This is a genomic window from Nonomuraea basaltis (assembly GCF_005893125.1).
Lineage (GTDB): Bacteria > Actinomycetota > Actinomycetes > Streptosporangiales > Streptosporangiaceae > Nonomuraea > Nonomuraea basaltis.
Window position 1 is genome coordinate 18973 of the sequence record NZ_VCJS01000006.1, and the last position, 26104, is coordinate 45076.

The following is a 26104-nucleotide window of genomic DNA, read 5'->3' on the forward strand; positions in this document are numbered from 1 at the left end:
CCGCGGACTCCTCGAGCCTGAGCCGCAGACCGGGAGGGGACCCAGAGCTGGGACTGGGCGGGATTAGGACGAGGCGGCGAGGCGGGCGCGCACGGTGGCCGCCACCCGGCCTCCCTCGGCCCGCCCGGCGACCTTCGGATTGACGGCCTTCATGACCTGCCCCATGGCCTGCGGCCCGGAGGCGCCGGTCTCGGCGATGGCAGCGTCGACCAGCCCGACCAGCTCCTCGTCGGACAGCTGCGCCGGAAGGTACTCCTCCAGCACCGCCTGCTCGTCCAGCTCCGCCTGGGCCTGCTCGGCCCGCCCCGCATTGCCGAACGCCTCCGCCGCCTCCCGGCGCTTCTTTGCCTCCTTGGTCAGAACTTTGATGACCTCGTCGTCGCTCAGCTCCCTGGCCGCCTTGCCCGCGACCTCCTCGACGTTCACGGCGGCCAGGGCCATCCGAATCGTCCGGAGACGTACCTCGTCCCGGCTCTTCAGCGAGGCCGTCAGATCGGCCTTCAGCTTGTCCTTCAATGCGCTCATGAGCTCCATCTTGCCGTCTGCGCGGACGCCTCGCGCCGGATGTCGGGCATCATGAGTACGTGAGGAAAGCCGTCGCAGTGCCCCTGTCCATGCTCGGTCTCGGCCTGGCCGGGCTGGGTTACGCCTCCGTGGTGGAGCGCAACTCGTTCCGGCTGCGCCGGTTCGACGTGCCCGTGCTGGAGCGCGGCCAGCGCCCGGTGCGCATCCTCCACCTGTCGGACCTGCATCTGACGCCGCGCCGCACGATGCTCATCAACTGGGTCCGCTCGCTGGCCGCGCTGAAGCCCGACCTGGTCGTCAACACCGGCGACTCGATCGCGCACCCGCAGGCCGTACCGTCGCTCCTGCACGCCCTGGAGCCCCTGCTGTCCCGCCCGGGCCTGTTCGTCTACGGCTCCAACGACCTGTACGCCCCGAAGCCCAAGAACCCGGCCCGCTACCTCTGGCGCACCTCCAGGAACGAACGCCGCCAGCACATCCCCAGCCTGCCGTGGGAGGAGCTGGGTGCGAGCATGGCGGCCGAGGGCTGGCTCGACATGAACAACACCACGGCCCGCATCAAGGTGGGCGACCTGGATGTGGCGGTGGCGGGCATCCACGACTCGCACATCTCCCGCGACCGCTACGACCTCGTGGCCGGCCCGGCCCCGGCCGACGCCGACCTCCGCCTGGGCGTCATGCACTCGCCGGAGCCCCGCAACATGAGCCTCTTCGCGGCGGACGGCTACCAGCTCCTGCTGGCCGGCCACACCCACGGCGGCCAGCTCTGCATCCCGTTCTACGGCGCCCTCGTCACCAATTGCGGCATCGATCGCGCCAGGGTCAAGGGCCTGAGCCACCACGACAGCGCCTGGCTCCACGTGTCCGCCGGCCTCGGCACCTCGCCTTACGCCCCCGTCCGCTTCGCCTGCTTCCCGGAAGCCTCGCTCCTCACCCTCGTGCCCCGCCGATAAACGCGGTCACAAGCACCGTTGGAGTCCGCTAGACTTTCGTAAGCACGCGCAGGACCGGCGTGCGCCGGGGTGTAGCGCAGCTTGGCAGCGCGCTTCGTTCGGGACGAAGAGGCCGTGGGTTCAAATCCCGCCACCCCGACCCAGCTCAAAGGCCACTTCCGAGAGATCGGGAGTGGCCTTTTGATCTTTGTGCAGCAGCAAAGTGCAGCAATGTCACTTCACTGGCCGAGGCTGTCGCCGAGCCGCTTGAGTGCCTTCCTCGTCTCCTCGGACGGGATGTGCGTGTAGACCTCCATCGTGACCTTGATGTCGCTGTGCCGGAGGATCTGCATAGCGACCCGCGGGTGCACGTCGAGCGCGGCCAGCAGCGAGGCGCAGGTGTGGCGCGTGTCGTGGATAGTGATCTTTCGTACGCCAGCATGTCGGCATCGAGTGTCGAAGCGGCGGTTGAAATTGCGCGGCTCGAACGGCGTGCCGTGCTCGGTGGTGAACACGAACCCCGACTCGATCCAGGTTTCTCCAGCTCGCTGCCGCGCTTCCTCCTGGCTCTTGTGTCGCAACCGAAGAGCCGCAACGCAGACGTCCGGCAACGGCAGCACCGCGTCGGAAGCTTCGGTCTTCGTCTCCCGATGATGAAGCTGCCGCTTGACTCGCTGGAGCTGTCGTGAGACGTCCAGCTCGGCGCCGTCGAGGTTGACCCGATCCCAAGTGAGCCCCAGCAGCTCCCCCTTACGCAGGCCCAGCACGAGGATGAGCACGTACGCGGCATACAACGCGTCACCATAGCGCCGAGCCGACTCCAGGAACGCGCGAGCCTCCTCCACCGACCATGGCTTGATCTTCCGCTTGCGCTTGGCCGACAGCCGCACTCCCGTCACCGGACTCTTGGCGATGATCTCTTCACTGATGGCCGTGTTGAGAGCGCTGCGCAGCACACCCCGCGCATCCTTGATCGTCCGCTCGGACGCGATCTGGTCGCAACACCTCCCTGCCGCGCAGCAGCGAGGAACCTTACGTCGAGCGTCCTTGCCCTGAGCGCAGCACTGGCATGTGCGACGTAGCTTGTTCAGCCACAACCGCACATCCCGAACTTGGATCTTGTCGAGACGTTTCGTCCCAAGGTACGGCGTGATGTACAGCCGCACCATAGTCTCGTAGGTGCTCGCTGTCAGTGGCGCCAGCTCCGGCTCAACGACCTCGCGCACCCAGTACAGCAGGAACGCTGCGAGGGTTGGCGCGTTGACCGCGACTGGTCCTTTCTCCACCTTGGCCTTGAGCTCCTTCCACGCCTGCTGTGTTTCGTCGTACGTCTTGCGCTTGACGTACTTACGCTTCCGGACGCCCTCGGGCGTGGTCACCCAGACGAAGGCCCGGTAGCCGCCCGGGACGGGGTAGATGGATCCTTCTCCGTTGCCTCGTCGGCTCACTATCCCTCCCCTTCTGCGATCTTGGTTATGTACTCGTCCACCCATTGCGGAAGGATGCGGCGGTGGCGGCCGTCCTTTACGCTGCGGATCTGGCCGGACAGCACCAGGAACTTGGTCTTGGTCAGGCCGAAGCCGAGCATCTCGGCGACCTCCTTCGTGCTGTGCCATCGCTTGGTGATCACACTCATGGATCCACCTCCCTTCGAGCTGTCATGCCTGGCGGCCCGTTGATGATCGATGTAGCCAGCAGCGATTCACCCGCGGTGTAGCCCTGGCCGGCAAAGCTCCAGTGCGCGAGCACGAGCGTGGACTCCTCAGGCAGCTCGGCCCCGCCGTGCACGCTTTGCGCTCTGCGGTAGTCGGCGCGCTCGTCTCGGACGGCGCCGAGAGTGGTGGAGTAGGCGCGGGACCTGGTCGAGAAGTGGCCGCGGAAGCCGAGCATGTGAGCCCACTTGCGCAATCTGAGCCCGGTCAGCTCCGGGTACGACTCCGGGTTGCCCAGCCGCCACGCCGTGCGGATCAGGCGAGCGGCGTGCGAACTGGCGCCCTGCTCGCGCAGCCGGGACAGGTCATGAGCGTGAATGCGCCGATCCAGGGTGCCGGAGGTTTCGGCGGCCTTAGTCGCATACTTGGCGATGTAGGCGGCCACGGCCTGCTCCGACAGGTGGCCGTCGAGGTCGCCCGTTTCGATGGGCTTGACGTCGACCTGTCGGCCCCACACCAGCTCCTTAGTCGGCTGGCCGACATCCGGCGCCTTGACCCGCACCGCAGCCACAGCCGAGCTGATAGCGGTCTCCAGCAGCTCCAGCGTGGCCCACGGGGGCGGTTCGACCACGTCGGCCGGTTCGGTAGTGCGGCCATCGAGGCGAACCACGCCGTGAAAGTGGACGACGCCGCGGGCTTGGTATTCGGCGACCTTGGCGAACGACACCCGCACCGCCTTGTTGAACGCCGACTGGGTCAGCCCTGCGGCGGCGGCCAGGTGACGGCGCAGATAGATCGTGAAGCGGCGCCACAGCTCGCCCGCGTGCGCGTTCCACAGCACGTGCCCGACGTAGTCGTAGGAGTCCAGATCGAGCGGTTGGCCGATCCTGCCATCGTCGCTCTTATGCCGCTCGAAACAGGTCGGGCCGGTCCGGCGCGGGTGGCAGACCCGCCGCACGCCGCTCTTGTCGGGACCGCGATGCACCGGCCCGAACGAGGGCGCCGTCAGTGTCACGAACACGCGAGGGTGAGCGCGCACACTGGCCGGCACACCCTTCGCCCCGCCGAGCAGCCCGGCCCGGATCAGGTGGAAGGTGTCACGCCGGTACAACTCAGCGCAGGAGGGGCAGCGCGAGGCGCGCCGGTTGCCGCAGCGCACCAGAAGATGGCCGTGCGGTTCGCCCGCGGTGCTGTAGCTCGAGACGATCTCGCCGGAGGCGGCATCGAGCGTCATCGTTTCGCCCACCAGACGGACCGGTTCCGTACAGCCGCCCAGGCGGTGAACTTGCTCCAGCCAGCGGGACAGGTCCTTGCCGGAGCGCCGGGCCAGGTCACGCAAGACCGGCCCGACGCACTCGGCGAGCAGCGCAGGCGCGCTCACTCTTGCACTCTCCTTACCTCGACGACCTGGACGCGGACCAGGCAGGCATCGCACTGCCGAGCAGCGGGAAGACGACGACCGCAGGCGATCAGCCGACGCTGGCCGTTAGCCTTGACCTCCACCGGACGCCGACACGAGGAGCCCTCCGCGGCCGTGACGCGGCGGTCCACGCTCCAGGGGTTGTCCTTGACACCGTCGGCGTAGGTTTCGGTCACCTCGACCCGGTAGCGGCTCATGCGGCCACCTCGTCGAACAGAGACGGCTGGACAGGCTCGAAGCCACCACGAGTTGCGCTGCCGGAGTACAGGTCGGCCAGGTAGTCGCGTACGGGCTGCTGCCAGTCCAGGCCGAGAGCCGTGCCGAGGATCGCGGCGGCCACTGGAGGAGAGACGACGTCGGCAGCCTGCAAGAACTGCTTGGACCTGGACCCGCGCCACGGGTAGTCGGCGGGGAACCCGGTCAAGAGCCCGGCCTGGGATGCGGTGAGTGGGGCGCCGTCGCTGATGCGTTTCCACGAGCGTGCCTTCTCGGTCAGGCACCAGGACGGCCGGTCGGCGGAGAACTCATTCCCGCCGGAGGTCTTGCGGGCGCCGCGGGTGTTGACCCGCTCCCCCGAGCCCCAGCCGAGCGCCTGCGCCATCGTCACCCGCGGGAAGACGGTGGACGACAGGTTGACGTCGATGCGGGGAGGCTCGAACCGGCCGCACGTCCACCACGACGCCGCCGGCAGGCCGGACAAGGGGCGGGTGTGGTGCCGGATCGCGATCAGGAAGACCCGACGCCGCAGCGAGGCGACACCGAGATCGTCGGCGTCGAGGGTGACCACCGAGCAGTGCTCGAAGTCGTGGGCCATGGCCAGCTCGGCGCACATTTCTTCCCAGATCGGCGCGACCGCGGGCACTTGCTCGCAGATCACCCATTGGGCGTACGGGAGGCGCAGAGCGAACCTCAATGCCTCGACGACCAGCGCGGACCGCTCGTCCTGTACCAGTTCGTAGGCGATGGCGTAGGCGTCATCGGCCGCCGTCCCGGCGTGGCTGTCACCGAGCCTGGTGATGGCCTCGAGGATGGCGCGGTGGTCGGCCTCCTGAAGCGCGGATCGCTTGCCCGCTTTGCTGAACGTGGGGCAAGGCGGGCTGACGATCACACCGGTGACGTCGCGCATGCTGTCCGGGTCGAGGTCCTTGACGCTGGTCCGGGTCCGCTCGAACCCGGCGGCCGTCGCTGTGGCGCAGGCGTCCGCGTCGATGTCGTAGCCGCGGATCTGCTGAGAGAGGCCAAGGATGCGAGCACCCATGTCGAAGCCTCCGGGGCCGGCGAACAGGTTGAGGATTGCGCGCCCGGTCACCGCTTGGCCTCCGCCTTGCCGGTGCCGTTGCAGTTGTCGCAGCGGCGCCAGCCGCGCACGCTGCCGGGGTCGAACACTGACGACGGCACCCACCCTGCGCCCCGGCAGCGCGGGCAGCCGAAGACCTTGTCCTTGCTCATTGGCCGCACCTCCGGCAGAAGATGGCCGTGGCGTAGTTGACCGCCTTGCAGCGACGGCACTGCCACGTGCTAGGCGTGGTCGGCGGCAGCGTCGGCGCGCTCATAGCCCCGCCACCTCTCCCGGACGCAGGTCATCGGCTGCCAAGCGACCGCGGCCCTTGCACCGAGGACATTCGCGGGCCTCGACCTTGCCGCGCGAGCGGCCCGAGCCGCCGCAGCGTACGCAGCGCACGCTCGTGGGCTGGTTGTGCTTCATACTGGAATCTCCTTTGCTTGATGCCAGGTGAAGGAGGCGCGCCCTACGGGACGGCGGACGCCGGCCAAGCTGAGCCGTTCCGTGGGCGCGCACCCAACAACAGTTGCCGCGTGTCAGCGGCTAACAGTGAATAGCGGTATAGATCTCCTCTTCCGAGGAGTTCCGGTATGCTGCGTTCAGTACGGCATAACACCGCGCTATTTCCTTCGTCGTGCCTATGCTCATGGCTCTCTCGTACTCACGAGCAGCGGTCCTGAGCTTTTCAACTTGCGAGCGGCGAACCATGTTTCCTTTTCTCCTGGTTCTTGCAGGCGGACTAAGCGAAGTTGACCCAGAACGAGTAGCGGCAGTTGGGGCAGCCGACCTGTAGCCCGGCCTCGCCCACGAGCAGCGCATCAAAGCGCCTCAGACGAGTCTCGTAGCGGCAATCGGGGCAGCGCACGCGCCTGTTATTAATGCCTGTTGTGTTTGACATGTGACGGACCTCAGCATGCCCAACACTGAGAGGCGTGCTGATTTGCATGCCTGCTCAGGTTGTAACCCTTGCCACCGCACCCCTCACACACCCATCGACCATAGGGTGCGACTTTGGGATCAAAGGCCCATACGACAGTGCTGCCACCCGCGGTGCGGTATGTAATTACATCCTTCATCTTGCCTCCCTTCGCTTTTCTAGCGATCACATTTCGGGCATGTCTTCGTACGCACATACAGGTAGCCTTTGCACACCGAGCACCGCGGCATCGGTCGGCACGGTGGAATCTGTTTTCTGCTCATCCGTCCGTGCTTTCAGTTGTGGTTGTCGATTCCGGTGCCGTTGCAGTCTCGGCACGTTCGGCTTTCGGAGTCGATCCCGGTGCCGTTACAGGTACAGCACGCATACGACGACAGTGGAATGAAGCGCCTGTTTGTCATTGTCGCGTCACAGGTCTTCCCAGAGAATCAACGTGCAGTTATTGCACACTTCGACCTTGTCTTTTTCGTACCACGTGCTGTCCTTCTTCCCGCACTCCGGGCACAGCGAAGCAGCCATGTAATTTCTCCTTTTCTCCTTCGTTTGACGAGTGGCCTTCCATGAGCCGCCCTCCTGCATACGGTGGGCGGCCGGATGCAAAGTCACTCACCGGGACGGAAGAGCTCCGCGACCCTTGCACCGTTTGCAGGTCTGCCCTTCGAACTCATAGCCCTTGCCCATCTTCCACCGCCCATTTATCCTGCGGCCCGTGCCCGAGCACTTATCGCAATCCAGCGGCGGAGCAGGCTTCTTCAACAGGCCCACCATTGCCCACCTCCCTCTCTATTACTTCGTACGCTTATGAAGTGAGATCATCGTCTTATCGCTCTCCGCTGCCCTTGCATCTGCCGCACCAGATGTGGATGGACCCGGACCGGAATCCGCCGGCACCCTTGCACCATCGGCATTCCTTCTTCTTCGTGTCGGACGTCTTGCGATGCTGGCCTGCCATGTTCACCTCCTGATCACCGGAACCGGATCGGTTTCGAACGGGAAATTTTCCTGTGCCGCCGCACGCCCAGCACAGCCGGAATCGCTGCATTTTCCACCGGATGACCCACCGCTTTTCGGTCACCGTCCGGCAGATGAGTCTGCGGCCCTCGCACGCCTGGCACACGTCAGCGAGCGGCGGCGAGATTGGCTGGTATGTCATTACAGAGAGCCCCGGCCCTGGCAGGTGAAGCACTTGCGGCGCACCTCGATAACGAGAAGCTGGCCGTTTTTGAGCGTGGACTTCATTTCGCCGATCTTGCCGACGCCTCGGCAGGTCCGGCATTGACCGCTTCTTGCCATGACGACTTGTCCTTTCGTGAACGTGAATTGCGAAAATCGCTGGGCGTGGTTATCCGGGGCGCTTTCAGCCCAGAACCGCGACGCAGAAAACAGCGAGCTGGTCAGCGCTGTTCAGGATTCCGCCGAAGACGCCTTTGACGGCTCCCGCGGCTTGAGCCGGACGGGTGAACAGGTAGAAGACGGCGAACGCGATAACCGCCCAGCCGAGCCAGCGACGAGGGCGCCACATCAGCGCTCACCCCACGCCGTCACGACGCCGTAATAGCTGCTGGCCGCCTGGTGATCGCGCATGTACTGCTCGCTGATCGTGAGCGCCTCGTAGGTGATCGGCCCGAAGTCGCGCGTGGTCTTGTAGTGCGTGCCCCCGCTGGCAGGTGAGCCGATCAGCTCGGCTACCTGGTCCACCAGGGCGCGCTCCTCCTCATCGCTGCACCCCTTGGCGTGCACACGGACCGTCTCGCCGTGGCTGGGGACCGGCACTTTGGGGTTGTCGGCCAGGAACTGCGCCAGACGGCGCAACCCGGCGATGAACTCGCAGCGGACCGTGGGATCGGTGGTCATCATCGGTGTTCTCCTCCTTCTGGAAGGGGCAGGACTGGCTTTCCATGAGCCGCCCACCGGGGAAGGGATGGGCGGCCGGATGCAAGGTCAGTCCTCCAAATGAGCGATCAGGCTCGCGGCCAGCTCCGGCGCGATATGCATGCGCGAGCGCAGCAGCTCGGCAGTGATCGGCCGGTCATGACTGGCTCGGTGGGCATCGGCCAGACGGCGGGCATAGGCCACCAGCGACGGCGACGGCGCCGGCACTTCCGGCTCGTGCTCGACATGCGCGGGTGAGGCTTGTTCCAGAGCAGGGGCGCCCTGCTCCACCGGCAGCCCGGCAGCCTCGTCGACTCGGTCGACGTGCACCCGCTCAGCCGGGGGCGCGTCGCCTGTGTCGGGTGTCAGCGACGGGTCTTCCCAGACCAGGCCCGTTTCCTTCGCTCGTGCCGGTTTGCCGTGGCCTGCCCGGCGTTCGATCATTGACATGGCGATCAGGAACGCCGCCGCAGGTGTGGCCGCCATAATCCAGCCCCACGCGCTATCGCGTGCTTCGGCCAGGTTCGCGGCCAGCGTCAACACGATCCCGCCCGCCAGCACCAGCGACGGCCACGACACCGGCCCGCGCCGACGGCGGCCGGTGCGCTTGTCGCGCTGGATCTCCCGCGCGGCCATCACGCACACCAGATCGATGCAGACGGCCGCCGCCCACGAGCGCCAACCCTCTTGGCCGTACTTGCGGGCCAGGCTGGAGATGTGATCGAACGAGCCGACTGCCGCGATTACTGCCAGCACCGTTACCGGCCCCGAATCGGCCAGCATCCGACGCATTCGTTCCACTTGGTCACGCCTCCCTTCCTGTGGTCAGCTCCGGGCTTTGCAGGTACAGCCCGGGTGTTTGCACCAGCCCGACGCGTTCGCCCAGGTCGGCTCGTAGATCGCCCAGCCGCCCGGACTAGCGCCACCGGTGTGGACGGCCCATTGGTGGCCGCAGCCCTGGCACGGCTTCTCCAACTCGTGCATCTCGGTCACATCCATGCAGCGAGACACCCTCACGCCCTTCTCTCAGCCGCATCGCGGCAAGGCTCGGGTAAGGACGTGGCGTGATCAGGGCTCACGCCCGGCCCGTAGGAGCCGACCCCGGGCTGTGCTCTAGACGGGAACTTCGTCCATGTCGGGGTTGGCGAACTCGTCTACCGCTTGCTCGTCCAGCTCGGCGGTATCGTTCACGTTGATGGCGGGACCGCCGGTGAGCAGCGCCCATGACGGCGTGAGTTCCGCGTACCGCTCGGCGGCTGCTTCGGCTTCCTCTTCGAGCACGTGCACCGAACGGGCGTGATGCCAGCGGCTATCGGAGCCGATCACCACGGCCGTGCCGGGCCGGTCCGGTGAGATCTGCCGAGCCGCCGCCACCGCGCGCCGGTCCATGTCGCCCAGGCACATCTTGGCCGTCTCATCGTCGTTGACCATGTGGCAGACGCGGCCGGTCAACTGCGCACGCAGCGCGGTCACGCCCTTGCCCAGGTCCGAACCGACCCGCTGACCGCACACGAACAGGTAGATGCCGAACGCCCGGCCGAGCTGCGCGACACGCAGCAGCCTGGTGGCGACCGCGGCCACCTCTTCCTTCTCGTTGTCCGGATCGGCCATCAAGAACAGCTCGGCCATCTCATCCACGAACACCACGATCGGGATCGGCCGTATCGCGTCCGGCAGCCGCGGATGCCAGATGTTCTTGACCCGGTACTGCCGGCACAGCGCCATCCGTGCCTTGATGATGCCGACCAGGTCACCCAGCAGTGCCGCGCACTCCGAACGCTCCGTGGCCAGCGCCGACAAACGCGCCCGGTACGGTGTGAACTCCACGCCGCCCTTGAGATCGAAGCCGACCAGCGCCACCGGTTGCGGCGCCAATCCCTTGATCAGGGCGTTGGCCAGGTTCGACTTTCCTGACTGGGTCGCGCCCACGTTCAGCCAGTGCGGCACTGTCCGGAAATCGATCACGTACGCGTTGCCGTTGTCCAACAGCCCAGCCCGCACCCGCAGCAGACCGTCAGCCGTCACCTCGAGCCCGGCCACCGTGTCCAGCGGATCGACCAGCGTGGCCGCCAGCGTCACCCGGCCCGGCTTCCACGACACCAGCCGCACACAATGCACCCGCCAGGCATGCGCCAGCTTGTCGAGCACGTCTTCGTAGTCCTCGGGCGTCTGCCCGTCATGCAAGTACGCCGTCACCTGGAACCCGAGCGGAGTCGGACGAATCAGCCCGAGCCGCGGAGCCTTCTCCACCTGCACCCGGTGCAGCTTGCGACGCTGCTTGACCATGAGCCCGTGCATCAGCCGCCACCGCCCATCGACTTCAGCGCCCTGTAGAAGGCTTCCTCGTTCGAGCCGTAGAAGTGGATCAGCACGTCTTCCTTCTGCTGCTCCGACAGCGAGCCCAGCACGACGTACAGTTCCTTGGTCGTGAGCTTGCGGAAGTCGGCCATTACTCAGCCCCCCAACCCGGGAAGCCCGGCACACTCCAGCGCCAGCGACGCCGACGCTTCGACAACCCGCAGCCCGACGCCACCGCCCGCCACGTCCCGTACACCATCACGGCCTTGACCGGGAAGCCCAGCACGTACCAGAACGACACCGGCGCCCACCGACGCCACGCCCACAGACACACCGACGCCGCCAGCACGCCGCCCAGCCAGATCAGGAAATCGGCCATACTAGAACCCGTCTCCTTTCCTCTTGTTGGTGGTCGGAGACCCCGGAGCGGCCCAAGCCGCCAAGCACACGGCCGCTCCGGGAAACCCTTCAGAACAACGGCTCCATCAGCGGAGCCTCCTTCAGCACCGTCACCGGCTCGCCCCGCTCCAGATACCTCCGACCGACAATGGCCATCACCCGCCACCCCCAGCCACCGCGCGGTAGTGGCAGTACGCGCACAACCACTCGTCGCAGTTGTGTGTCTCGTAGAACTGCGCCGCCGTATCCAGCCCCGCGCCACACTTGACGCAGTTCGCGAGGGCCATCACGCACCACCCGAGACGGCTTGATAGTGGCAGTACGCGCACAACCACACGATCCTGTTGCGCCGGGCATCGAACTGCTCCGCCAGGTTCTGCGTCGAACCGCAATCGACACACATCAGCGCTGCCATCAGGCCGCCTTGTCCGCCGCCGGCCGAACCGCCTCACAGCGGAAGCCCATGCCCGCGCGGCCGTCCATCTTCCAGAAGAAGCAGACCAGCCCCGCCAGCCGGACCTTGCTCCCGACCTGAATCTGCGGGAACACCGTAGACGGGAACGTCACCATGATCACCGGGTTACGCCGGTCATCGTTCGGCATCGGCAGCAGCGGCAGCGTGTACAACTCACGCCCCTCCGCATCCTTCTTCACCTCACCCGTCGCCCGATCCACGATCTTCGGCTCAGCCTCACCCGCAACCGTGAACGACAGGGCCGACGTGTCCACCGGAATGTTGCGCATCGGTTCGATCCCTTCTAAGTGGGCGCGGTAGACTCTTTCTAGTCGTCTACTCGCCTAGAGGAGTTTCTATCTACATGTATAGAGGAGTGCTGAAGGAGTGTCAACGACTAATGCGCAGGAAGTTCGTACGACAGTTGATACGCGTCGCCCGACATGATCGTATCGCACACTTCAACCGCGTGGCCTTCGAGGTCATAGGCGGTACGTACCAGCCTGAACACCGGCATTCCAGGTCCCAACCCAAGCAGCTGGGCTTCCTCACGCGTGGGCATGCGAGTCCAGACATCCTCAACGTAACGCTCCAGGACGTGCCCTTGCTCTTCGATGCGAGCGTAGATTCCGCCGGGACCGGGGTTGGGGTCCATGATCTGTGTTCCACGCGCAAGCTCGACTGGGATGTACGACGTCGCCAGTTCGACAGGACGACCATCCAGCGAGTAACGACGGCGCCGCGCGACGACGATCGCGCCTGGCTGTACCTTCAAACGCTCCGCGACATCGGCTGGAGCCGGAGCCTCGTCAACCGTGATCCTGTCAACCGCGGCCTTGGCTCCAACCGTCTCGGACTCTGCCAAGAAGGCGGCCTTCCCGTCTTTGCGATGTCGGCGCGCGAACCGGTCCGACGCGAGCCGCTTCACAGGAGGGCGGGCCCGGACAAAGACGCCACGGCCATGCTCAGCTACAACGAGTCCTTCTGTCGTCAACTCTTGGATAGCGTTACGAACGGTCATGCGAGCTACGCCGTAGTGTCCCATGAGCTGCGCTTCAGACGGCAACTTGTCCCCAGCACTGATGCGGCCGGTCCGGACAGCCTCACGAAGATGATCGGCAATCTGGCGGAACACGGCGCGGTCGCTTGCCGGATCAATGCGCCTGAGAAGGACTGCGTCGATGCCCACACCCAACTCCTCAAGTCGTCTGTACGTCTACTACCTTTAAGCCTATCCACTGGAGGTGACAGATGACCGGCCAAGACGGACGCCACTCGGTGAGCGTTGCTGGTGTCGTCGTCGATGACGCCGGCAGAGTCTTGCTCGCGCAGCGTGCCGACAACGGCGAATGGCAGGCACCGGGGGGAGTGCTCGAACTCAACGAGACCATCACCGACGGGGTGCGTCGTGAAGTCCTCGAAGAGACAGGTCTAGTCGTCGAGCCGGTTGCCCTGACGGGCGTCTACAAGAACATGTCCCGCGGAATCGTCGCGCTGGTCTTTCGCTGCAAGGGCACAGGTGGACGCCTCACCATCAACGAAGAGGTGACGCGATTCCACTGGGCGACTCCAGAAGAGGTGCCCCAGATGGTCACTGAGGCGTTCGCAATTCGAGTGCTCGACGCCCTCCACGAAGGAGCACCCGCGATCAGACAGCACGACGGCGTCCACCTGGTCTAGCTGTCACAACTTTCCTCACGTCTTCAAGCCCGCCGCGCAGCGGCGGGCACACCGTGATCACGGCTAGGAGGCGTGTGCTAGGCGTTTCCCGCAACGATGAAGATCGAGAAATGGCCGGCATGCAGACGCAGGGCTTCCACCGGAATCCGGAGGATGAACGTCGGAGCTGGGACGATGTTGCAGCACGGAGACTCACCTGACCTCCACCAGCTCGGGACGATGACTACCAGGAGGACCGAACGTCAGCCTGCCCAGCCCATCACCACCGGCCCCGCATTGCAGACACGCACCCCGCCGCGAAGGACGTCGATCAAGCAGCCCGGCCCCTGCGCGCTCGCTCGCGGCGGGCTGCGGCCTTGGGGGCCGGTCCCGCCGCGGCGGCGCGCGTGCCGCAAGCGGCACCACCCAGGTAGTGATGGCCCAGGTACGGCTTGACCGCATCGCTCTCCTCCCAGGTCTTTCACCAACCCAGCGCCCACAGTGAAGGCCACGGCACGCCACCCGCACGGCTCAACACGCCCACGACGAGGATGGCGAAAGCCCTCACACTCATAGGCACCGATCAAAGGTGAAGCGGCGAATGCGCGACCGCGGGAAAGGTGAAAGAAGGAATGGGGCTCCGCCCCAAACCCCGGCCCTCCTCGGAGATGGCCAGGATCGCGAAAATGTACAGGTCGGACGGACGTTCCCCGTGATCATCTCCTCGTCGGCCACCACAAGGGAGACCAGACCAGCCGCACCAGGGCAAGCCGCCGACTGCGGGCAGGGCAACCAGCGCGCGAGGAAGCTCACCGGGAAGCATGTACACGCGAACGACGGCTTGCCCTGGCACGTCCGGCCCGGTATGGCTACGCCTGCCCGACGAGGAGATGACACCCCACAGCCCTCTGCTCAAAGGCTGGAGGCGGAGACGGGCTACCACCCCCGACGCCGCCTCCTGACGCTGTGTCCTGTCGCGCTCGGCAAAGAGGCTAAGGTCCAGCAGTTCTTAGGATATTGCACTTGTCCCGCCCGATATGTCGGAATCCATCCGTGGAAGTAGAACTTTCTGCATCCAAGATGAAGAGAGTTATATCCGACAATCCGCTCGCTTGACATGGTTTGACGCACCTCAGAGGTCTATTACCGCAGGTCATCATACAAAAAGCGGCTTTTCGCCACGGGTGATCATCGACCGACAGATACGGGCGCTTCTGGTCTATTGTCTTCCCAGTAGCGGCACTTACCACGCCGCTAGATCTACAAGGCGCTCGGCAAAGATGCTGGAAAAGGTGGTTAGGTGAGGAACACTCACGCTCTCGTTGTGGGAGCTGTCGTCATTGTCGCGATCGTCTGCATTGTCGGATATGCCGCTGTTAAACTTTCCGCCATGGACCCCAAGCGTGTCGCGCGTATCTTGCTGGCCTTCGCTGTTGTTCTTACGGCAATCCCGGCTATCCTCTACGCGCTTCTAGGAGTGCAATGAGGATGAGATCATGACACCAAGGATGCGGCGCGCGGGCCAGATCAGCTTTTGGTCTAGTCTCACTCAGCTTGAACGCCGCCTAATCTCGCATCGAGGTTCACGCAAAACTGTGCACCGAGGCGACATCGTACTCTCCGCCCAACGTCCAGCTATGGTGATTCTACGCCAGGGATGTTGGGTCCGCCTCCAAGCTGAGACTCCCGGGGCCGCACGAGCCGTACTAGATATCGTTGGTCCCGGCGATCTTCTGAGCGGGCTCCATGTGGTAAGTCCTGTCAGCCCTGTATGGCTAGGTCGAGGAGAGCACGTCGGCGTCGTACTGAAGCGTGGACAGATACTCGAAGTTCCACACGAAGAAATTAGGGACATTCTGGGAAAGAAACCAGCCCTTAGAGACCACGTCATGCACCGGATTTGTGTTCAGCTGCACATAGCTGGTTGGATCCATGCTATTGCTCATCTCGACATTAAGACACGTCTTGCCTTACTGCTCCTTAGTCTGCTCTATCGATACGGCGAGCGTAAGTCTGAGGAAAAGGGCACCGTGCTCGCCCTTCCTCTTTCGCAAGCAGACATGGCGGGATGGATTGGCGTCAGTACCGCATCGGTCGCTCGAATACTGCAGGAATGGAAGGCTCTCGGGCATGTCCATATCGCACACTCGACGATAATCATCGTAGATGTTAAGAAGCTAATTGGTCTGGCTGCCGCCGATGATCCATCCAAGGCGGTTCCCTCCTGGGGCAGCCACACTCTCGACGAGTTGCTCTCTTGAGAGAGAAGCCAAGGTCTCTAACGCCCATCCGCGCTCTATACCAGACCGTTCGTCAATGGGGCGCTCCATCCTCTGGCATCCGTAGCCCTGGCCACGCTTCCGTGCGGGCGGGTCGAGAGCAGGCGAGGTGATCAGACGGGCGGGGTGCCCCTCGAACGATGGCAGGACAACGACTCATTGGACGATGTTTCACGAAACCACAGGTCAGGGGCCTTAGAAAGTTGATCTTTTGTCAACTGTTTGACAGCAAGATCTTTTTTTTATTTCCATCATCGCTAATCGGCGCACTCGCACCCACCATGGCAAGGGCCACAAGACCCACACGCGCCGGTAATGGGATCGCGTCCTCTCCGGCTACGACCGCAGCAGCCGCACCAGCGGCTGTCACCAAGCGCAGGGCCCATGGACGCAGATGCACAGAGGTCAGAATACGTCGCGAGTCGGCCGATTGCGCAGCCAGGCATGTCAGTGTGCAGCAACCCCGCCGACCATCGGCGATCACCCGCGATCGACGTGCCCTGCCTGACCATCGCACCGACTCTTAACGACCTTAACGCCACGAGTTCACACCGACGAGGTGCTGTAGCCGCCCTGGCCCAACGGGAGAACCCGCAGACCATGCCCCCTGTGCGATCGGGCTTCTGTTCGTTAGCATCGGCGAGTGCCCAACGACCTCTTGATCGTGCTGCTCCTGTTCGGTGCACTCTCAGTCGTGGTACTCACAACGGCCAAGACGCGGGCGAGGCGCATGCGGCGCCTCCTCGCTCTCGGCTACGTTGCCGGTTTTCTGTTGTTCTACGTCGCCATGGGCGTAGTGGTTCTCTATTCTCCCTGGCCCGACTTCTGACGGCTGGCCATCCCCACCCACGCCGCGTTCCGTCGCCGGCGCATCTCCATCAGAGGGCACAACGAGGGCACGACCTCGTGAAACGGTGCGAAACATTGGCACACGTTCAGAGACACCCCCGCAGCTCAACCCCCACATCAATCCGATCCGAGCAGGTCAACTAACCCACCGCATCACATCTCCGACGTCAGACGTGGATTACTCCACGTCCTCGCCACGGTTCGACCTGGACTCTGAGAAGACAGGCAAACGGTACGAGCCCCCGCAGAACAGCCGAGCCAGGGCAAGCCGCCGCCTGTTGGCAGGACAACCAGCGCGCACGGAAGCTCACCGGGACGCATGTACACGCAAACGACGGCTTGACCTGGCACGTCCGGCCCGGTATGGCTACGCCTGCCCGACGAGGAGATGACCAACACATCCCTCCTACGGAAGTAGGACGGCGAGCTCTAAGAACACAACGGATTTTACGATGGCGGAACGAACGCAATAAGCATCAAGAAAACCCCATGAAGGGGCATATGCCCCATTAGGGATATGGGATGCACCTATATCCCTAATAGGATGTTTCAAAAACCGTGCGTCGGTTGGTGGGTTGTGTGCTAAGCCACAAAGTGCTATACCGTCAAATAGAGACTGTATTTCTGCGTCGATCACGACTGTTCCGTGGATCTACCAAAGTATGGATGATATATGCCCCCAAATCGAAAAAGGTTCCGGAGTAACTTCAATCTAGGCGGAGAGCAAGCTGAAGCAGACCCCTTGCTTGAGTATGCATTTTATGAGACTGGTGATTACGAAGCAATCACGTCACGCGAAGACGCACGTTGCTTTCTGATTGGGCGGACGGGTAGCGGCAAGTCAGCGACTCTCCAGTACCTTGAAGACATCATGTCGGGAAAAGTTATCCGGATCACACCAGAAGATCTCTCTCTGCCTTATATCGTCGACCTAAGTGTGATTCGCCACCTTGACTCACTTGATATAAACCTCGATCTGCTCTTCATCGCACTATGGAAGCACGTTCTCCTGGTAGAGCTTATTAGGCACCGATACAAGGTGGACTCACCCGTAGCTAAGCAGAATTTTCTCGCTAATCTTCGCGAGGCCGTTAAGAGAGATCCAGCCAAGAAGGAGGCTCTTGCTTATCTAGACGAGTTTGCTGGTAAATTCTGGTGCGAAGCAGATGAGCGAGTACGAGAGATCACGGAAAAATTTGAAAGACGTATCGACGAAGCTGGAAAAGGCCATCTCGGCCCTTCCGGAGCATCGCTCGACCTAAATTTCGGCACAGGCAGAACATATGGTACCGAGGAAAAAAGAGAGTTGGTCGATCGATATCAGCGCGTTGTTAACGATACGCAACTTGCTCGTTTAAACAAGATGATAAGAGTCTTAGACGAAAACATACTAGACTCGCCCCAGCATCAAACGTATGTCATCATTGATGACCTCGATCGAGATTGGGTCGACGAACGTCTAAGCAACGATCTGATCAGATGCCTCTTTCGAACGGTCCTCGATATAAACCGTATCCGGTATCTAAAGGTCTTAGTCGCCCTGCGCACAAATATATTTCGAGAACTAGACTTCGGCCGCACAGGAGGCCAAGAGGAGAAATTTAGAGCTCTGGTGCTACAGATACGCTGGAATAAGCTGGACCTCGAAGGAATGCTCAATCTACGCGCACAGATAGCTGGACGAAGGGCCGGAATAGCTCTCCAATCTATCCATGATTTATTGCCTGCGCCTAACAGGTCGCGCGGTGATGCTCTCCAATACATCCTCGATAGAACATTGATGAGGCCACGGGACACGATCTCGTTCTTCAATGAGTGCCTAGCAGTTGCCGCAGGTAGCTCCCAACTTACTTGGCCGCAGATTTTTGAAGCAGAACGTGCATATTCTGAGAAGCGACTTCTTGCTTTGCGGGACGAGTGGAAACCAACATACCCTGGTATCGAAGATGTTTTCTACGCTTTCACAAAAACCTCTATGCCTCTATCGAAAGCGCTCTTCACACGCTATCTGGATGAAGTGCTTCTCCTGCATCTGGAGGAGAAATTCCAGGATCACGATTGGTTGAAGGAGCTAGCTGAAACGTCACTGTATAGTTCTCGACGCGCAGGCTGGGCGGAGTCATATCAACCGCTGATAAAGATGCTCTTTGACATAGGATTCGTAGGCTTGGCGCAAACCAAAAAGGAGCGCGTGATATACGCCCAGGATAATCCTCGATATGCCGATAGGCTGCGTAATCTAGAAGACGCTTCTTACTTCTATGTGCATCCTGCTTACCGTTCTGCGCTAGAAATCAGGTACGACAAGCGTATCTGGCAAAAGAAGGATCGTGACTTATAGTGGCTGCCCCAGCCCTCCAAGCACTTGCACTTCGAAGGGCATCGGCAACACCGTCGACGCAAATGTCTGGTCAGCCCTCTACGGCCGGCCGCCCGGCTACGGGCAGGAAAACCAACCCACGGGAACGCTGACCGGGACACATTTACACCTGAACGGCGGCCCTCCCTGGCATCGGCCCCGTACGGTTACGCCTGCTCGACGAAGAGATGACCCCAGGCCGACTTGTGTTCCCAGTGGGGCCTGTGGGATACTTGCTCTAACCTAAGCGAAGGCGTGCAGGAAAGTAGGCTTACTTCCTCATGTCCTCGCTCGAGAGGTTGCTCCCCTTGCTAGCACAAGGGTTGAGCATAGTGACCGGGATGGTCCTTCTAGCTTGCGTTGCTGCTGCTCTGTTCTTCGCCTACCGGGTGATCCGTGTACTCCTAATGGAAAAGGTGAAGCGGGGTAGTGTGGGCGTACGAGTGTTCGGCTTGATCAACGTAGATCTCAAGTTCGGAGATCGAGAAGAAGCATCTTTTCCGGCTGATGGACGCGACGACGGCGAGGACGCCAACGAGCACCCGATGCAGCAGCAAAGTGCAGCAACGTCATCGACCACTGGCGACCCTCCGCAATCTCCATAGACCACTTGACCACTGCACCGGCCTCTACCGACCTTCATGCCACGAGTTCGGGACGAAGAGGTCGTGGGTTCAAATCCCGCCACCCCGACAGAGTTGCCGCAGGTAGAGGGCCTGATTCTCAAGACTGAGAATCAGGCCCTTGATCATTTGACCGTTATTTGACCGTCCGTCTGAACGCCTCTGGTGGGCACTAGCGGGTTCAAATGAGTTTTCCCGATCACATGATCGTGGGTTGGATGGCGTCATCTCGGCGCCACGTTCAAATGATCAAGATGGTGCGGAGCCTCTGGCGTCGTTGCCATCCACGTTTCTCCATGAGGCGCCCCGGATTCTCCGCATCGTGACCAGACGGCCGACGGGCCAGCGGGATGCACCGGATGGTGCGGATGGGAACCGCTACGGCAGGTGTGTGGCGCATTCCGCTCGCCCAACTCGCCGAACGGCTGTCCGAGATCCCCGAGGACCGGCCCGTCGTCGTGTACTGCGCCACCGGCAACCGCTCGGTCATCGCCATGAGCCTGCTGGAGCACCAGGGCCGCGCCCAGGTGTCCAACCTGATCGGCGGCTACGAGGCCTGAGTGATCATGTCCTCGCAGTCCCGGCTGTTCTCGATCATCTGGATGACGCCACCGATCTGTCCCTGCGCGCGGCGAAGGCGGACGACGACGTCGGCGAGGGCGCGTCTTTGTCCATCTCCATGTCCTGCCCCCTTCGGCTCCCCTGCTGGCGGCGTGCTCGGCGATGGCCGCGCAGGCCCACGGAGTCACCGCCGGGTCGGGGTGTTCAGGTGTAGATGATCTGCCCGCCGGCGGCCAACTGATAGAAGTCGCCGACGGTGATGATGTCCTGCACCTGCGGGACCAGGTCGTCCTTGGTCAGGTCGAACAGGTCGCAGGAGGCCTTGCAGCCGTACAGCCCGGCGCCGGTGTCGGCGATCATTTCGATGAACTCCGGGATCGGGGGGATGTCCAGCTTGTCCATCTTGCGTTCGAGGTAGCGGGTCATCAGGCTGGGCATCCCGGGCAGCCCGCCGATCAGCGTCGCCAGGTGCAGGCCGGGGTTGCCGACGGTGGCCAGCTTGATGTGCTCGTGGTACCTCTTCGAGACGGCGTCAAGGCCGAAGAAGGTGAAGAACAGGTTGGCCTCTATCCCCTCGGCGCGGGCGCCGTTGGCCATGATCAGCGCGGGGTAGATGCCCTCCAGCGAGCCTTTGGAGACGATGATCGAGACCTTCTCGATGGTGTCGCCCATGGCGAACCGTCCTTTCTCTGGTGGGGTCAGATACAGCCGTGCGGCTTGGGGATGCCGGCGATCTTCGCGGCGATCTTCGCCGGTCCCTTGGGGAACAGCTGGTACAGCTCCTTGACCGACACTCCGGAGGACTTGCCGAGCGCCCGCACGGTGGGGCCGGTGCCCTTGGCGGCGTACTCGGCGCGCATGAACTCGATGACCTGCCAGTGCCGCTCGGTGAGCTGGTCGATGCCCAGGCTCTTGGCGATCTCCGGAGCCATGTCCTCGGTCCACTGGGCGGGGTCCTCGAAGAACCCCTCGTCGTTGACCGTCACGGGCTGGCCGGCATAGGTCGTGGTCGACATGTTGATCAACTTCCTTCGGTTCAGGCGGGTGGACGGGCCTTGCCGTGGCTGGGCATGGCCGCGCCGACGCCGGGGATGTCGTGGCCGGGCAGCAGGCCGTGCCAGTAGAACCACTGGAACATCAGCTTGCCCAGGTGGTTGAGGCGGGACTGCTTCAGCAGCGGCAGGCCCACGGCGGCCGGGTAGTGCCCCGGCAGGGGTTCGGTGTCGTAGTTGAAGTCGATCAGCAGCGCCTTGCCAAAGCCGGTCTCGATGAAGCAGTTGGTGTGCCCGTCGAAGGAGGCGTCCAAGGGGCGCCCGGCCAGGAATCGGCCGATGTTGTCGACCAGGATCTCGCCCTCGAAGTGGGTGACCGAGCCCGCCTTGGACGTCGGCACACCGGCGGCGTCGCCGATGGCGAACACGTTCGGCGCGGCGGAGGCCTGCAGGGTGTGCTGGTCCACGACGACGAATCCCAGCTCGTCGCCGAGGCCGGGAGAGCGGCCGACGTACTCCGCGCCGCCGTGCAGCGGCACCACCACGGCCAGTTCGAAGCCCACCTCGCGCTCGTCGTAGGAGATCAGCCGGCCGGCGGAGCCATCGACGGAGCCGGTGTTGAACTCGGTCACCAACTCGATACCCTTGTCTGCCAGCAGACCGCTCAGGGTGCGGGCGGCGACCGGCTTGGTGAAGGCGGCGTCCAGCGGGGTGACGTAGGTCAGTTCCACGCGATCGCGGATGCCCCGCTGGCGGAAGTACCAGTCGGCCAGGAAGGAGAACTCCAACGGCGCGACCGGGCACTTAATCGGCATGTCCACCACGTTGACCACCAGCCGCCCACTCTCGAAGCGCTCCAGGGCGCCGTGCAACGCGGCCGCGCCCTCGGGGCTGTAGAAGGTGAACACCGTGTCCATCCACCCGGGGCCGGTCAGGCCCTCGGTCTCCTGCGGCAGCAGCACCGACCCCGTGGCCACCACCAGCACGTCATAACCCAGCACCGTGCCGTCTTCCAGGTGCACCTGCTGGGCGCCCAGATCGACCCGATCGATCGGGGTCTGCCGGAACACGATTCCCCGGTGCAGCTGACGACGCCGGGGCCGGACGATCTCACTCGGCTCGGCCAGCCCGAACGGGACGAACAGCAACCCGGGTTGGTAGACGTGCTCATCGTCTTGATCCACCACGACGATCTCTGCCGCGTCCTCGGGGTACAGGCGCCGCAGCCGGTTGGCCACCAGCGTGCCGCCGGTGCCCGCCCCTAGAATCACGATGCGCTTTCTCATACCCCCAATTTCCTCCCAAACCCCGGGGGGTATATAGGGGCTTTGGTCCCAGATGGGGGCACCAAAGGCCCGAATACCCTACGGGGTATCTCTTCGGGTCGACCAGGGCGGCAACAGCGGTTCCAAGGGGTGGGATTGTTCACGGTCGTTCCGCGTCGGAACGCGCCCGTGATGTCGAGGTACGTTGGCGCTGGGAGGGGCGATGTGGACAGTGACCAGTGAGACCGCCCCTATGCACGTCCTGCGCATGCTGTGTGACCACGATGAAGCCGCCGCGGCGCCGGCCCAGCCCGTGAGCTGATCGGATCGCTCGCCGTCCTGCGGCTTACACCGTCTCCGCTTGGTTGCCTGCCGGGACGTTCCTCAACCTGCTCGGCCCGGCGTCCGCGCCTGTGGACCGGCCACGCCGAGCTCAGCGAGCTTGACGTGGCCCAGTTCGGGCTCTACCTGATCCACGACCGGAAGCAGCCCACCTCAAGGCGTACGGGTCCAAGGTGCCCGGCCCGTCGACTGAGTCGGCGGAGTCGGCTTGGCCTCGTCAATCCGCGGTCTGCCCGCCGCAGAACACCTCCTTCACGAGCCCGTCCAGCAGCTTCTGGAAATCCTTTGCCGGGCCCCTTGTGGCCTCGTCCACCCAGGTCACCGAGGCGGTCAGGGTCTTGCTGCCGTCGGGTGAGCTGTACATGAACGCCCCGTAGCCGTGCGGGGGGCTGCCGTTGTGCTGGAAGACGGTGCCGCAGTCCGGGCCCAGGTCTTGCACGAACAGCCCGAGGCCGTAGCCCATCTTCGGGTGCGGCTTGCGCATCTCGGACAGCAGCTTGGCCGGCAGGAGCTTGCCGCCATTCAGCGCCGAGACGAACCTGGCCAGATCGTGGGTGGTCGAGATCAGATCACCGGCGCCGGCCAGCAGGGAGAGGTTCTGGCGCGAGATGTCGACCACCTTCTGCTGGCCGGCGTCCTCATACCGGTAGTAGCCGTGGGCGTGCGGCCCGGGGAGCTGCGTCCGGTTGCCCGCCACCATGGTGCCCCGCATCTTGAGCGGCCGCAGGATCCGCCGCTGCATCTCCTCGGCGTACGAGCGGCCGGTGACCTTCTCGATCAGCAGCAGGGCCAGCGTGTAGTTGGTGTTGGTGTACTTCTGGTCCGTGCCCGGCTCGAACCGCGGCGGCTTGGACAACGCCAGCCGTACCAGCTCTTCGGGCCGGTAGCTGCGGAACCGGTTGTCCAGCCACTCCTTGCCCGTGGCGGAGATCCCCGGCACGTACGTCCCGTTGGGGTCGAAGTCACCGGTGTAGTTGAACAACCCGCTGGTGTGCTGCAGCAGCATCCGCACGGTGATCCGCCGGTCCAGCCCGAACTCGGGCAGGTAGCCGGCCACCGGGGCGTCCAGCCCGATGTTGCCCTCGGCCACCAGCTGCAGCACCAGGGTCGCGGTGACGGTCTTGATGATGCTGCCCGCCCAGAACGACCCGTTCGTGGGCGGCTTGGCGCTCTGGCCCAGCTTGCGCACCCCGGCGCTGCCGACCCACTCGCCCTGCTCATCGTGCACGCGCACCTGCACCCCGGCGAAACCGGCATCGACGAACGCCTGCGTGGCCTTCTGCAGCTCCGGGCGATCCTGCCCGGCCGCGGCCTTCGGCACGGCCGCGCTGCTGTCCGCGGCGGCCACCCTGGGTGCGGACACAGCCGCCCCGGCCAGCAGCGCGGCCGCCAGCGCCGTAACCGCCGCTCGCCGCAAGACCTTGGTCTGCGTGATCGCTGGTGGGGATTGGGTTTTCATGGTTCCTTGTCTTTCGGTGTCGCGCTCAGGCGAACAGCTCGCCGAGCAATTCGGGGTCGATGAGGATGGGGGTCCGGGTGGAGGGCAGGCGGCTGCGTGCCCATCCGCTCGCCTATCAGGAAGTCCAGGCGCGCTTGCGGAAGTAGTGCAGACAGTCGATGAGTTGGTGCCCGCGCGGCTACGACGATCAGCTCGAAATCCTTGTCAGCGGCGATGAGTCGGTCGACCAGCCGCAGCGTGTGGTCCGGGTGGACCTGGTCATCCATGCCGGCGGGCGTCGGCCAGGGCGATTGAGCCGGCCTGGCCCGTACGGCTCCACGGTGCTCGGCCTTGTCTACTGGGCCGGCTCTACAGAGCCGGCCCGGCCTGCCCGCCGCCGAACACCTCCTCGACGAGCCTCTGCGTCGCCTTCTGGAACGCCTCTCCCATGGACAGTGCGGCGTCGTCCACGTAGTTCAGCGAGGCGGTCAGGGTCTTGCCGCCGTCGGGCGTGCTGTACATCAGCCCTGCGTGGCCCGTGATGCCGCCGTTGTGGGTGATGACGGTGCCGCCGCCCGGCGCGTCCTGCACGAACACCCCCAGGCCGTAGCCGGCCTTCGGCTCCGGCGTGCACATCTCGGCCAGCAGCTCGGCCGGCAGCAGCCTGCCGCCCACGAGCGCGGAGATGAACGTGTGCAGGTCCTGGGTGGTTGAGATCATGTCGCCGCCGGTGGAGATCCAGGACGGGTTCTGGCGGGTGACGTCGACCACCTTCTCCTGGCCATCCTCCTCATACCGGTAGTAGGCGTGGGCGTGCGGCTCGGGAACGTCCGTCGAGGTTTCCGGCGCCACCGTGCCCGACAGCCCGAGCGGCCCCAGGATCAGCCGCTGCATCTCCTCGCCGAGCGAGCGGCCGGTGACCTTCTCGACCAGTAGCCGGGCCAGCACGTAGTTGGTGTTGGAGTAGCTCCAGTCGGTCCCCGGCTCGAACCGCACCGGCTTGGACAGCGCCAGCCGGACCAGTTCCTCCGGCCGGTAGGTCTTGAACCGGTCCTCCACCCACTCCCGGCCCTGATAGACGATCCCCGGTACGTACTCGGGGTAGTAATCGCCGGTGAAGTTGAACACCCCGCTGGTGTGCTGCAGCAGCATCCGCACCGTGATCCGCCGGTCCAGCCCGAACTCGGGCAGGTAGCCGGCCACCGGAGTGTCCAGCCCGATCTTGCCCTCGGCCACCAGCTGCAGCACCACGGTCGCGGTGAAGGTCTTGGTGTTGCTGCCGATCCGGAAGTGCCCGTTCGCCGGCGGCTTGGCGGTGTCGCCCAGCTCGCGCACCCCGGCGCTGCCGACCCACTCGCCTCGCTCATCGTGCACGCGCAGCGTCACCCCGACGAAACCGGAATCGACCATCTCCTGGATGAGCTTCTGCAACTCCGGACGATCCTGCCCGGCAGCGGCTGGCGGCACGGCCACACTGCTGTCCGGGGTGGCCATCCCCGGCGTGGCCGAAGCGACGTCGAGGGCCTCGGTGATCTTGCGGGCCATCTCCGCCATGGTGGGGCTGGCCTCGCCCTTCTGGGGCCGGGTGGCTGCTTCGACGGCGACGATGACAGTTCGGCGGAAGTTGTCGGCCTCTGCCGGAGCCTGCTCCTTGAGCAGGCTCATGGTCGCGGTCAGGGCCGGCAGCACCTGATCGGCGAGTGCGGCGGTGGACTTGCCGTTCAGGCCCTTGGGCGCCTTGGAGAGCACGTGCCCGACCAGGCCGGTCGCGGAGGTCAGGGCGATGGAGCCTTCGGTGGCGGCCTTATGAGGCGAGCCGGCGGCTCCGGCGGCGGACATCAGCGAGACGGCGCCCCACGCGGCGGTGCGCAGGGTGAGTTTGTCCTGCTCAGTAAGGGTGACGGACATGATTGCGTGCTCCTTTAAACCAATGAGAAAATTCACTTCAGCGGAACCGATGGTGGAA

The 26104-nt window shown here is 64.1% G+C and carries 30 protein-coding genes and 1 tRNA gene; 8 read left to right on the forward strand and 23 right to left on the reverse strand.

Features of this window, described 5'->3' with window-relative positions; genetic code table 11:
* Positions 1-63: 63 nt before the first annotated feature.
* Complete coding sequence (locus EJK15_RS04120) at positions 64-525, reverse strand: GatB/YqeY domain-containing protein (RefSeq protein ID WP_138709013.1); 462 nt, start codon at positions 523-525, stop codon at positions 64-66.
* A gap of 89 nt (positions 526-614) precedes the next feature.
* Between EJK15_RS04120 and EJK15_RS04125 the strand changes: the two genes are divergently transcribed.
* A complete protein-coding gene (locus EJK15_RS04125; RefSeq protein WP_138709102.1) occupies positions 615-1478 on the forward strand; it encodes a metallophosphoesterase in 864 nt (287 codons plus the stop codon).
* Between the two features lie 65 nt (positions 1479-1543).
* Positions 1544-1617 (forward strand) — tRNA-Pro (locus tag EJK15_RS04130).
* Between the two features lie 79 nt (positions 1618-1696).
* Here EJK15_RS04130 and EJK15_RS04135 read toward each other — a convergent pair.
* From EJK15_RS04135 to EJK15_RS04185, 16 genes are all read right to left on the reverse strand, one after another.
* Positions 1697-2905, reverse strand: coding sequence for a site-specific integrase (locus EJK15_RS04135; protein ID WP_206060641.1), 1209 nt, complete (start codon positions 2903-2905; stop codon positions 1697-1699).
* Entirely contained in the window at positions 2905-3093 is a 189-nt protein-coding gene (locus tag EJK15_RS04140) for an excisionase family DNA-binding protein (protein WP_138709014.1), read from the reverse strand. Before EJK15_RS04140 ends, EJK15_RS04135 begins: the two co-directional genes overlap by 1 nt.
* Complete coding sequence (locus EJK15_RS04145; RefSeq protein WP_138709015.1) at positions 3090-4490, reverse strand: replication initiator; 1401 nt, start codon at positions 4488-4490, stop codon at positions 3090-3092. The genes EJK15_RS04140 and EJK15_RS04145 overlap by 4 nt, the downstream gene beginning before the upstream one ends.
* The gene (locus EJK15_RS04150) at positions 4487-4726 is read right to left on the reverse strand and encodes a hypothetical protein (RefSeq protein ID WP_138709016.1); all 240 of its coding nucleotides are present in this window, start codon (positions 4724-4726) and stop codon (positions 4487-4489) included. The genes EJK15_RS04145 and EJK15_RS04150 overlap by 4 nt, the downstream gene beginning before the upstream one ends.
* On the reverse strand, positions 4723-5838 hold the full coding sequence (locus EJK15_RS04155; RefSeq protein WP_206060642.1) for a DNA cytosine methyltransferase: 1116 nt from the start codon (positions 5836-5838) through the stop codon (positions 4723-4725). Before EJK15_RS04155 ends, EJK15_RS04150 begins: the two co-directional genes overlap by 4 nt.
* Positions 5835-5978 (reverse strand): hypothetical protein, encoded by a 144-nt coding sequence (locus tag EJK15_RS70175; protein WP_171074103.1) that lies wholly within the window; start codon positions 5976-5978, stop codon positions 5835-5837. Before EJK15_RS70175 ends, EJK15_RS04155 begins: the two co-directional genes overlap by 4 nt.
* Before the next feature lie 2127 nt (positions 5979-8105).
* Complete coding sequence (locus tag EJK15_RS70180) at positions 8106-8270, reverse strand: hypothetical protein (protein WP_171074104.1); 165 nt, start codon at positions 8268-8270, stop codon at positions 8106-8108.
* Entirely contained in the window at positions 8270-8605 is a 336-nt protein-coding gene (locus tag EJK15_RS04160; protein ID WP_138709017.1) for a hypothetical protein, read from the reverse strand. The genes EJK15_RS70180 and EJK15_RS04160 overlap by 1 nt, the downstream gene beginning before the upstream one ends.
* Positions 8606-8689: 84 nt before the next feature.
* On the reverse strand, positions 8690-9403 hold the full coding sequence (locus tag EJK15_RS04165) for a DUF2637 domain-containing protein (RefSeq protein ID WP_240776754.1): 714 nt from the start codon (positions 9401-9403) through the stop codon (positions 8690-8692).
* Positions 9404-9733: 330 nt separating this feature from the next.
* The gene (locus tag EJK15_RS04170) at positions 9734-10918 is read right to left on the reverse strand and encodes an FtsK/SpoIIIE domain-containing protein (RefSeq protein ID WP_138709018.1); all 1185 of its coding nucleotides are present in this window, start codon (positions 10916-10918) and stop codon (positions 9734-9736) included.
* Positions 10918-11070 carry a hypothetical protein gene (locus tag EJK15_RS70185; RefSeq protein WP_171074105.1) on the reverse strand — a complete coding sequence of 51 codons (153 nt, stop codon included), beginning with the start codon at positions 11068-11070 and terminating at the stop codon, positions 10918-10920. The genes EJK15_RS04170 and EJK15_RS70185 overlap by 1 nt, the downstream gene beginning before the upstream one ends.
* Positions 11070-11297, reverse strand: coding sequence for a hypothetical protein (locus EJK15_RS04175; protein WP_138709019.1), 228 nt, complete (start codon positions 11295-11297; stop codon positions 11070-11072). Before EJK15_RS04175 ends, EJK15_RS70185 begins: the two co-directional genes overlap by 1 nt.
* Before the next feature lie 175 nt (positions 11298-11472).
* Complete coding sequence (locus tag EJK15_RS76150; RefSeq protein ID WP_276615358.1) at positions 11473-11604, reverse strand: hypothetical protein; 132 nt, start codon at positions 11602-11604, stop codon at positions 11473-11475.
* Positions 11604-11732 (reverse strand): hypothetical protein, encoded by a 129-nt coding sequence (locus tag EJK15_RS76155; RefSeq protein ID WP_276615359.1) that lies wholly within the window; start codon positions 11730-11732, stop codon positions 11604-11606. Before EJK15_RS76155 ends, EJK15_RS76150 begins: the two co-directional genes overlap by 1 nt.
* Positions 11732-12061, reverse strand: a complete 330-nt coding sequence (locus tag EJK15_RS04180) for an SCO3933 family regulatory protein (protein ID WP_138709020.1) — start codon at positions 12059-12061, stop codon at positions 11732-11734. The genes EJK15_RS76155 and EJK15_RS04180 overlap by 1 nt, the downstream gene beginning before the upstream one ends.
* Positions 12062-12168: 107 nt before the next feature.
* Entirely contained in the window at positions 12169-12960 is a 792-nt protein-coding gene (locus EJK15_RS04185) for a GntR family transcriptional regulator (protein ID WP_240776755.1), read from the reverse strand.
* A 62-nt stretch (positions 12961-13022) separates the two neighbouring features.
* Here EJK15_RS04185 and EJK15_RS04190 point away from each other — a divergent pair, with 62 nt between their 5' ends.
* The 6 genes from EJK15_RS04190 to EJK15_RS04215 all read left to right on the forward strand — a co-directional run bounded on the left by EJK15_RS04190 (position 13023) and on the right by EJK15_RS04215 (position 20100).
* Positions 13023-13451, forward strand: coding sequence for an NUDIX hydrolase (locus EJK15_RS04190; RefSeq protein ID WP_138709022.1), 429 nt, complete (start codon positions 13023-13025; stop codon positions 13449-13451).
* A gap of 1868 nt (positions 13452-15319) precedes the next feature.
* Positions 15320-15691, forward strand: coding sequence for a helix-turn-helix domain-containing protein (locus EJK15_RS70190; RefSeq protein WP_171074106.1), 372 nt, complete (start codon positions 15320-15322; stop codon positions 15689-15691).
* Positions 15692-16352: 661 nt separating this feature from the next.
* Positions 16353-16538, forward strand: coding sequence for a hypothetical protein (locus EJK15_RS04200; RefSeq protein ID WP_138709024.1), 186 nt, complete (start codon positions 16353-16355; stop codon positions 16536-16538).
* A gap of 693 nt (positions 16539-17231) precedes the next feature.
* Positions 17232-18899 carry a P-loop ATPase, Sll1717 family gene (locus EJK15_RS04205; protein ID WP_420847015.1) on the forward strand — a complete coding sequence of 556 codons (1668 nt, stop codon included), beginning with the start codon at positions 17232-17234 and terminating at the stop codon, positions 18897-18899.
* A 359-nt stretch (positions 18900-19258) separates the two neighbouring features.
* Positions 19259-19522 (forward strand): hypothetical protein, encoded by a 264-nt coding sequence (locus EJK15_RS04210; RefSeq protein ID WP_138709026.1) that lies wholly within the window; start codon positions 19259-19261, stop codon positions 19520-19522.
* Between the two features lie 386 nt (positions 19523-19908).
* The gene (locus EJK15_RS04215; RefSeq protein ID WP_240776756.1) at positions 19909-20100 is read left to right on the forward strand and encodes a rhodanese-like domain-containing protein; all 192 of its coding nucleotides are present in this window, start codon (positions 19909-19911) and stop codon (positions 20098-20100) included.
* Here EJK15_RS04215 and EJK15_RS77405 read toward each other — a convergent pair.
* The 6 genes from EJK15_RS77405 to EJK15_RS04250 all read right to left on the reverse strand — a co-directional run bounded on the left by EJK15_RS77405 (position 20088) and on the right by EJK15_RS04250 (position 26046).
* Complete coding sequence (locus EJK15_RS77405; RefSeq protein WP_420847018.1) at positions 20088-20156, reverse strand: hypothetical protein; 69 nt, start codon at positions 20154-20156, stop codon at positions 20088-20090. The two genes, EJK15_RS04215 and EJK15_RS77405, sit on opposite strands and share 13 nt — an antisense overlap.
* A gap of 149 nt (positions 20157-20305) precedes the next feature.
* Complete coding sequence (locus EJK15_RS04225; protein ID WP_138709028.1) at positions 20306-20773, reverse strand: DsrE/DsrF/DrsH-like family protein; 468 nt, start codon at positions 20771-20773, stop codon at positions 20306-20308.
* Positions 20774-20799: 26 nt separating this feature from the next.
* The gene (locus EJK15_RS04230) at positions 20800-21117 is read right to left on the reverse strand and encodes a TusE/DsrC/DsvC family sulfur relay protein (protein WP_138709029.1); all 318 of its coding nucleotides are present in this window, start codon (positions 21115-21117) and stop codon (positions 20800-20802) included.
* A 20-nt stretch (positions 21118-21137) separates the two neighbouring features.
* Positions 21138-22379, reverse strand: a complete 1242-nt coding sequence (gene sqr / locus EJK15_RS04235) for a type III sulfide quinone reductase, selenoprotein subtype (RefSeq protein ID WP_138709030.1) — start codon at positions 22377-22379, stop codon at positions 21138-21140.
* A gap of 538 nt (positions 22380-22917) precedes the next feature.
* Positions 22918-24159 (reverse strand): serine hydrolase domain-containing protein, encoded by a 1242-nt coding sequence (locus tag EJK15_RS04240; RefSeq protein ID WP_138709031.1) that lies wholly within the window; start codon positions 24157-24159, stop codon positions 22918-22920.
* 348 nt (positions 24160-24507) lie between these two features.
* Positions 24508-26046 (reverse strand): serine hydrolase domain-containing protein, encoded by a 1539-nt coding sequence (locus EJK15_RS04250; protein ID WP_240776757.1) that lies wholly within the window; start codon positions 26044-26046, stop codon positions 24508-24510.
* Positions 26047-26104 lie beyond the last annotated feature (58 nt).

Bases quoted from the DNA above. Each gene is read 5' to 3' on its own strand.
- EJK15_RS76150 (WP_276615358.1), bottom strand. From the start codon at position 11,604: ATGGCCCTCGCGAACTGCGTCAAGTGTGGCGCGGGGCTGGATACGGCG.
- EJK15_RS04190 (WP_138709022.1), top strand. From the start codon at position 13,023: ATGACCGGCCAAGACGGACGCCACTCGGTGAGCGTTGCTGGTGTCGTC.
- EJK15_RS70190 (WP_171074106.1), top strand. From the start codon at position 15,320: ATGCACCGGATTTGTGTTCAGCTGCACATAGCTGGTTGGATCCATGCT.
- EJK15_RS04210 (WP_138709026.1), top strand. From the start codon at position 19,259: ATGGTCCTTCTAGCTTGCGTTGCTGCTGCTCTGTTCTTCGCCTACCGG.
- EJK15_RS70175 (WP_171074103.1), bottom strand. From the start codon at position 5,978: ATGAGCAAGGACAAGGTCTTCGGCTGCCCGCGCTGCCGGGGCGCAGGG.
- EJK15_RS04215 (WP_240776756.1), top strand. From the start codon at position 19,909: ATGGGAACCGCTACGGCAGGTGTGTGGCGCATTCCGCTCGCCCAACTC.
- EJK15_RS76155 (WP_276615359.1), bottom strand. From the start codon at position 11,732: ATGGCAGCGCTGATGTGTGTCGATTGCGGTTCGACGCAGAACCTGGCG.
- EJK15_RS70185 (WP_171074105.1), bottom strand. From the start codon at position 11,070: ATGGCCGACTTCCGCAAGCTCACGACCAAGGAACTGTACGTCGTGCTG.
- EJK15_RS04175 (WP_138709019.1), bottom strand. From the start codon at position 11,297: ATGGCCGATTTCCTGATCTGGCTGGGCGGCGTGCTGGCGGCGTCGGTG.
- EJK15_RS04160 (WP_138709017.1), bottom strand. From the start codon at position 8,605: ATGATGACCACCGATCCCACGGTCCGCTGCGAGTTCATCGCCGGGTTG.
- EJK15_RS04140 (WP_138709014.1), bottom strand. From the start codon at position 3,093: ATGAGTGTGATCACCAAGCGATGGCACAGCACGAAGGAGGTCGCCGAG.
- EJK15_RS70180 (WP_171074104.1), bottom strand. From the start codon at position 8,270: ATGTGGCGCCCTCGTCGCTGGCTCGGCTGGGCGGTTATCGCGTTCGCC.
- EJK15_RS04205 (WP_420847015.1), top strand. From the start codon at position 17,232: ATGCCCCCAAATCGAAAAAGGTTCCGGAGTAACTTCAATCTAGGCGGA.
- EJK15_RS04180 (WP_138709020.1), bottom strand. From the start codon at position 12,061: ATGCGCAACATTCCGGTGGACACGTCGGCCCTGTCGTTCACGGTTGCG.
- EJK15_RS04125 (WP_138709102.1), top strand. From the start codon at position 615: ATGCTCGGTCTCGGCCTGGCCGGGCTGGGTTACGCCTCCGTGGTGGAG.
- EJK15_RS04120 (WP_138709013.1), bottom strand. From the start codon at position 525: ATGAGCGCATTGAAGGACAAGCTGAAGGCCGATCTGACGGCCTCGCTG.
- EJK15_RS04225 (WP_138709028.1), bottom strand. From the start codon at position 20,773: ATGGGCGACACCATCGAGAAGGTCTCGATCATCGTCTCCAAAGGCTCG.
- EJK15_RS04165 (WP_240776754.1), bottom strand. From the start codon at position 9,403: ATGCTGGCCGATTCGGGGCCGGTAACGGTGCTGGCAGTAATCGCGGCA.
- EJK15_RS04230 (WP_138709029.1), bottom strand. From the start codon at position 21,117: ATGTCGACCACGACCTATGCCGGCCAGCCCGTGACGGTCAACGACGAG.
- EJK15_RS04170 (WP_138709018.1), bottom strand. From the start codon at position 10,918: ATGCACGGGCTCATGGTCAAGCAGCGTCGCAAGCTGCACCGGGTGCAG.
- EJK15_RS04250 (WP_240776757.1), bottom strand. From the start codon at position 26,046: ATGTCCGTCACCCTTACTGAGCAGGACAAACTCACCCTGCGCACCGCC.
- EJK15_RS04150 (WP_138709016.1), bottom strand. From the start codon at position 4,726: ATGAGCCGCTACCGGGTCGAGGTGACCGAAACCTACGCCGACGGTGTC.
- sqr (WP_138709030.1), bottom strand. From the start codon at position 22,379: ATGAGAAAGCGCATCGTGATTCTAGGGGCGGGCACCGGCGGCACGCTG.
- EJK15_RS04240 (WP_138709031.1), bottom strand. From the start codon at position 24,159: ATGAAAACCCAATCCCCACCAGCGATCACGCAGACCAAGGTCTTGCGG.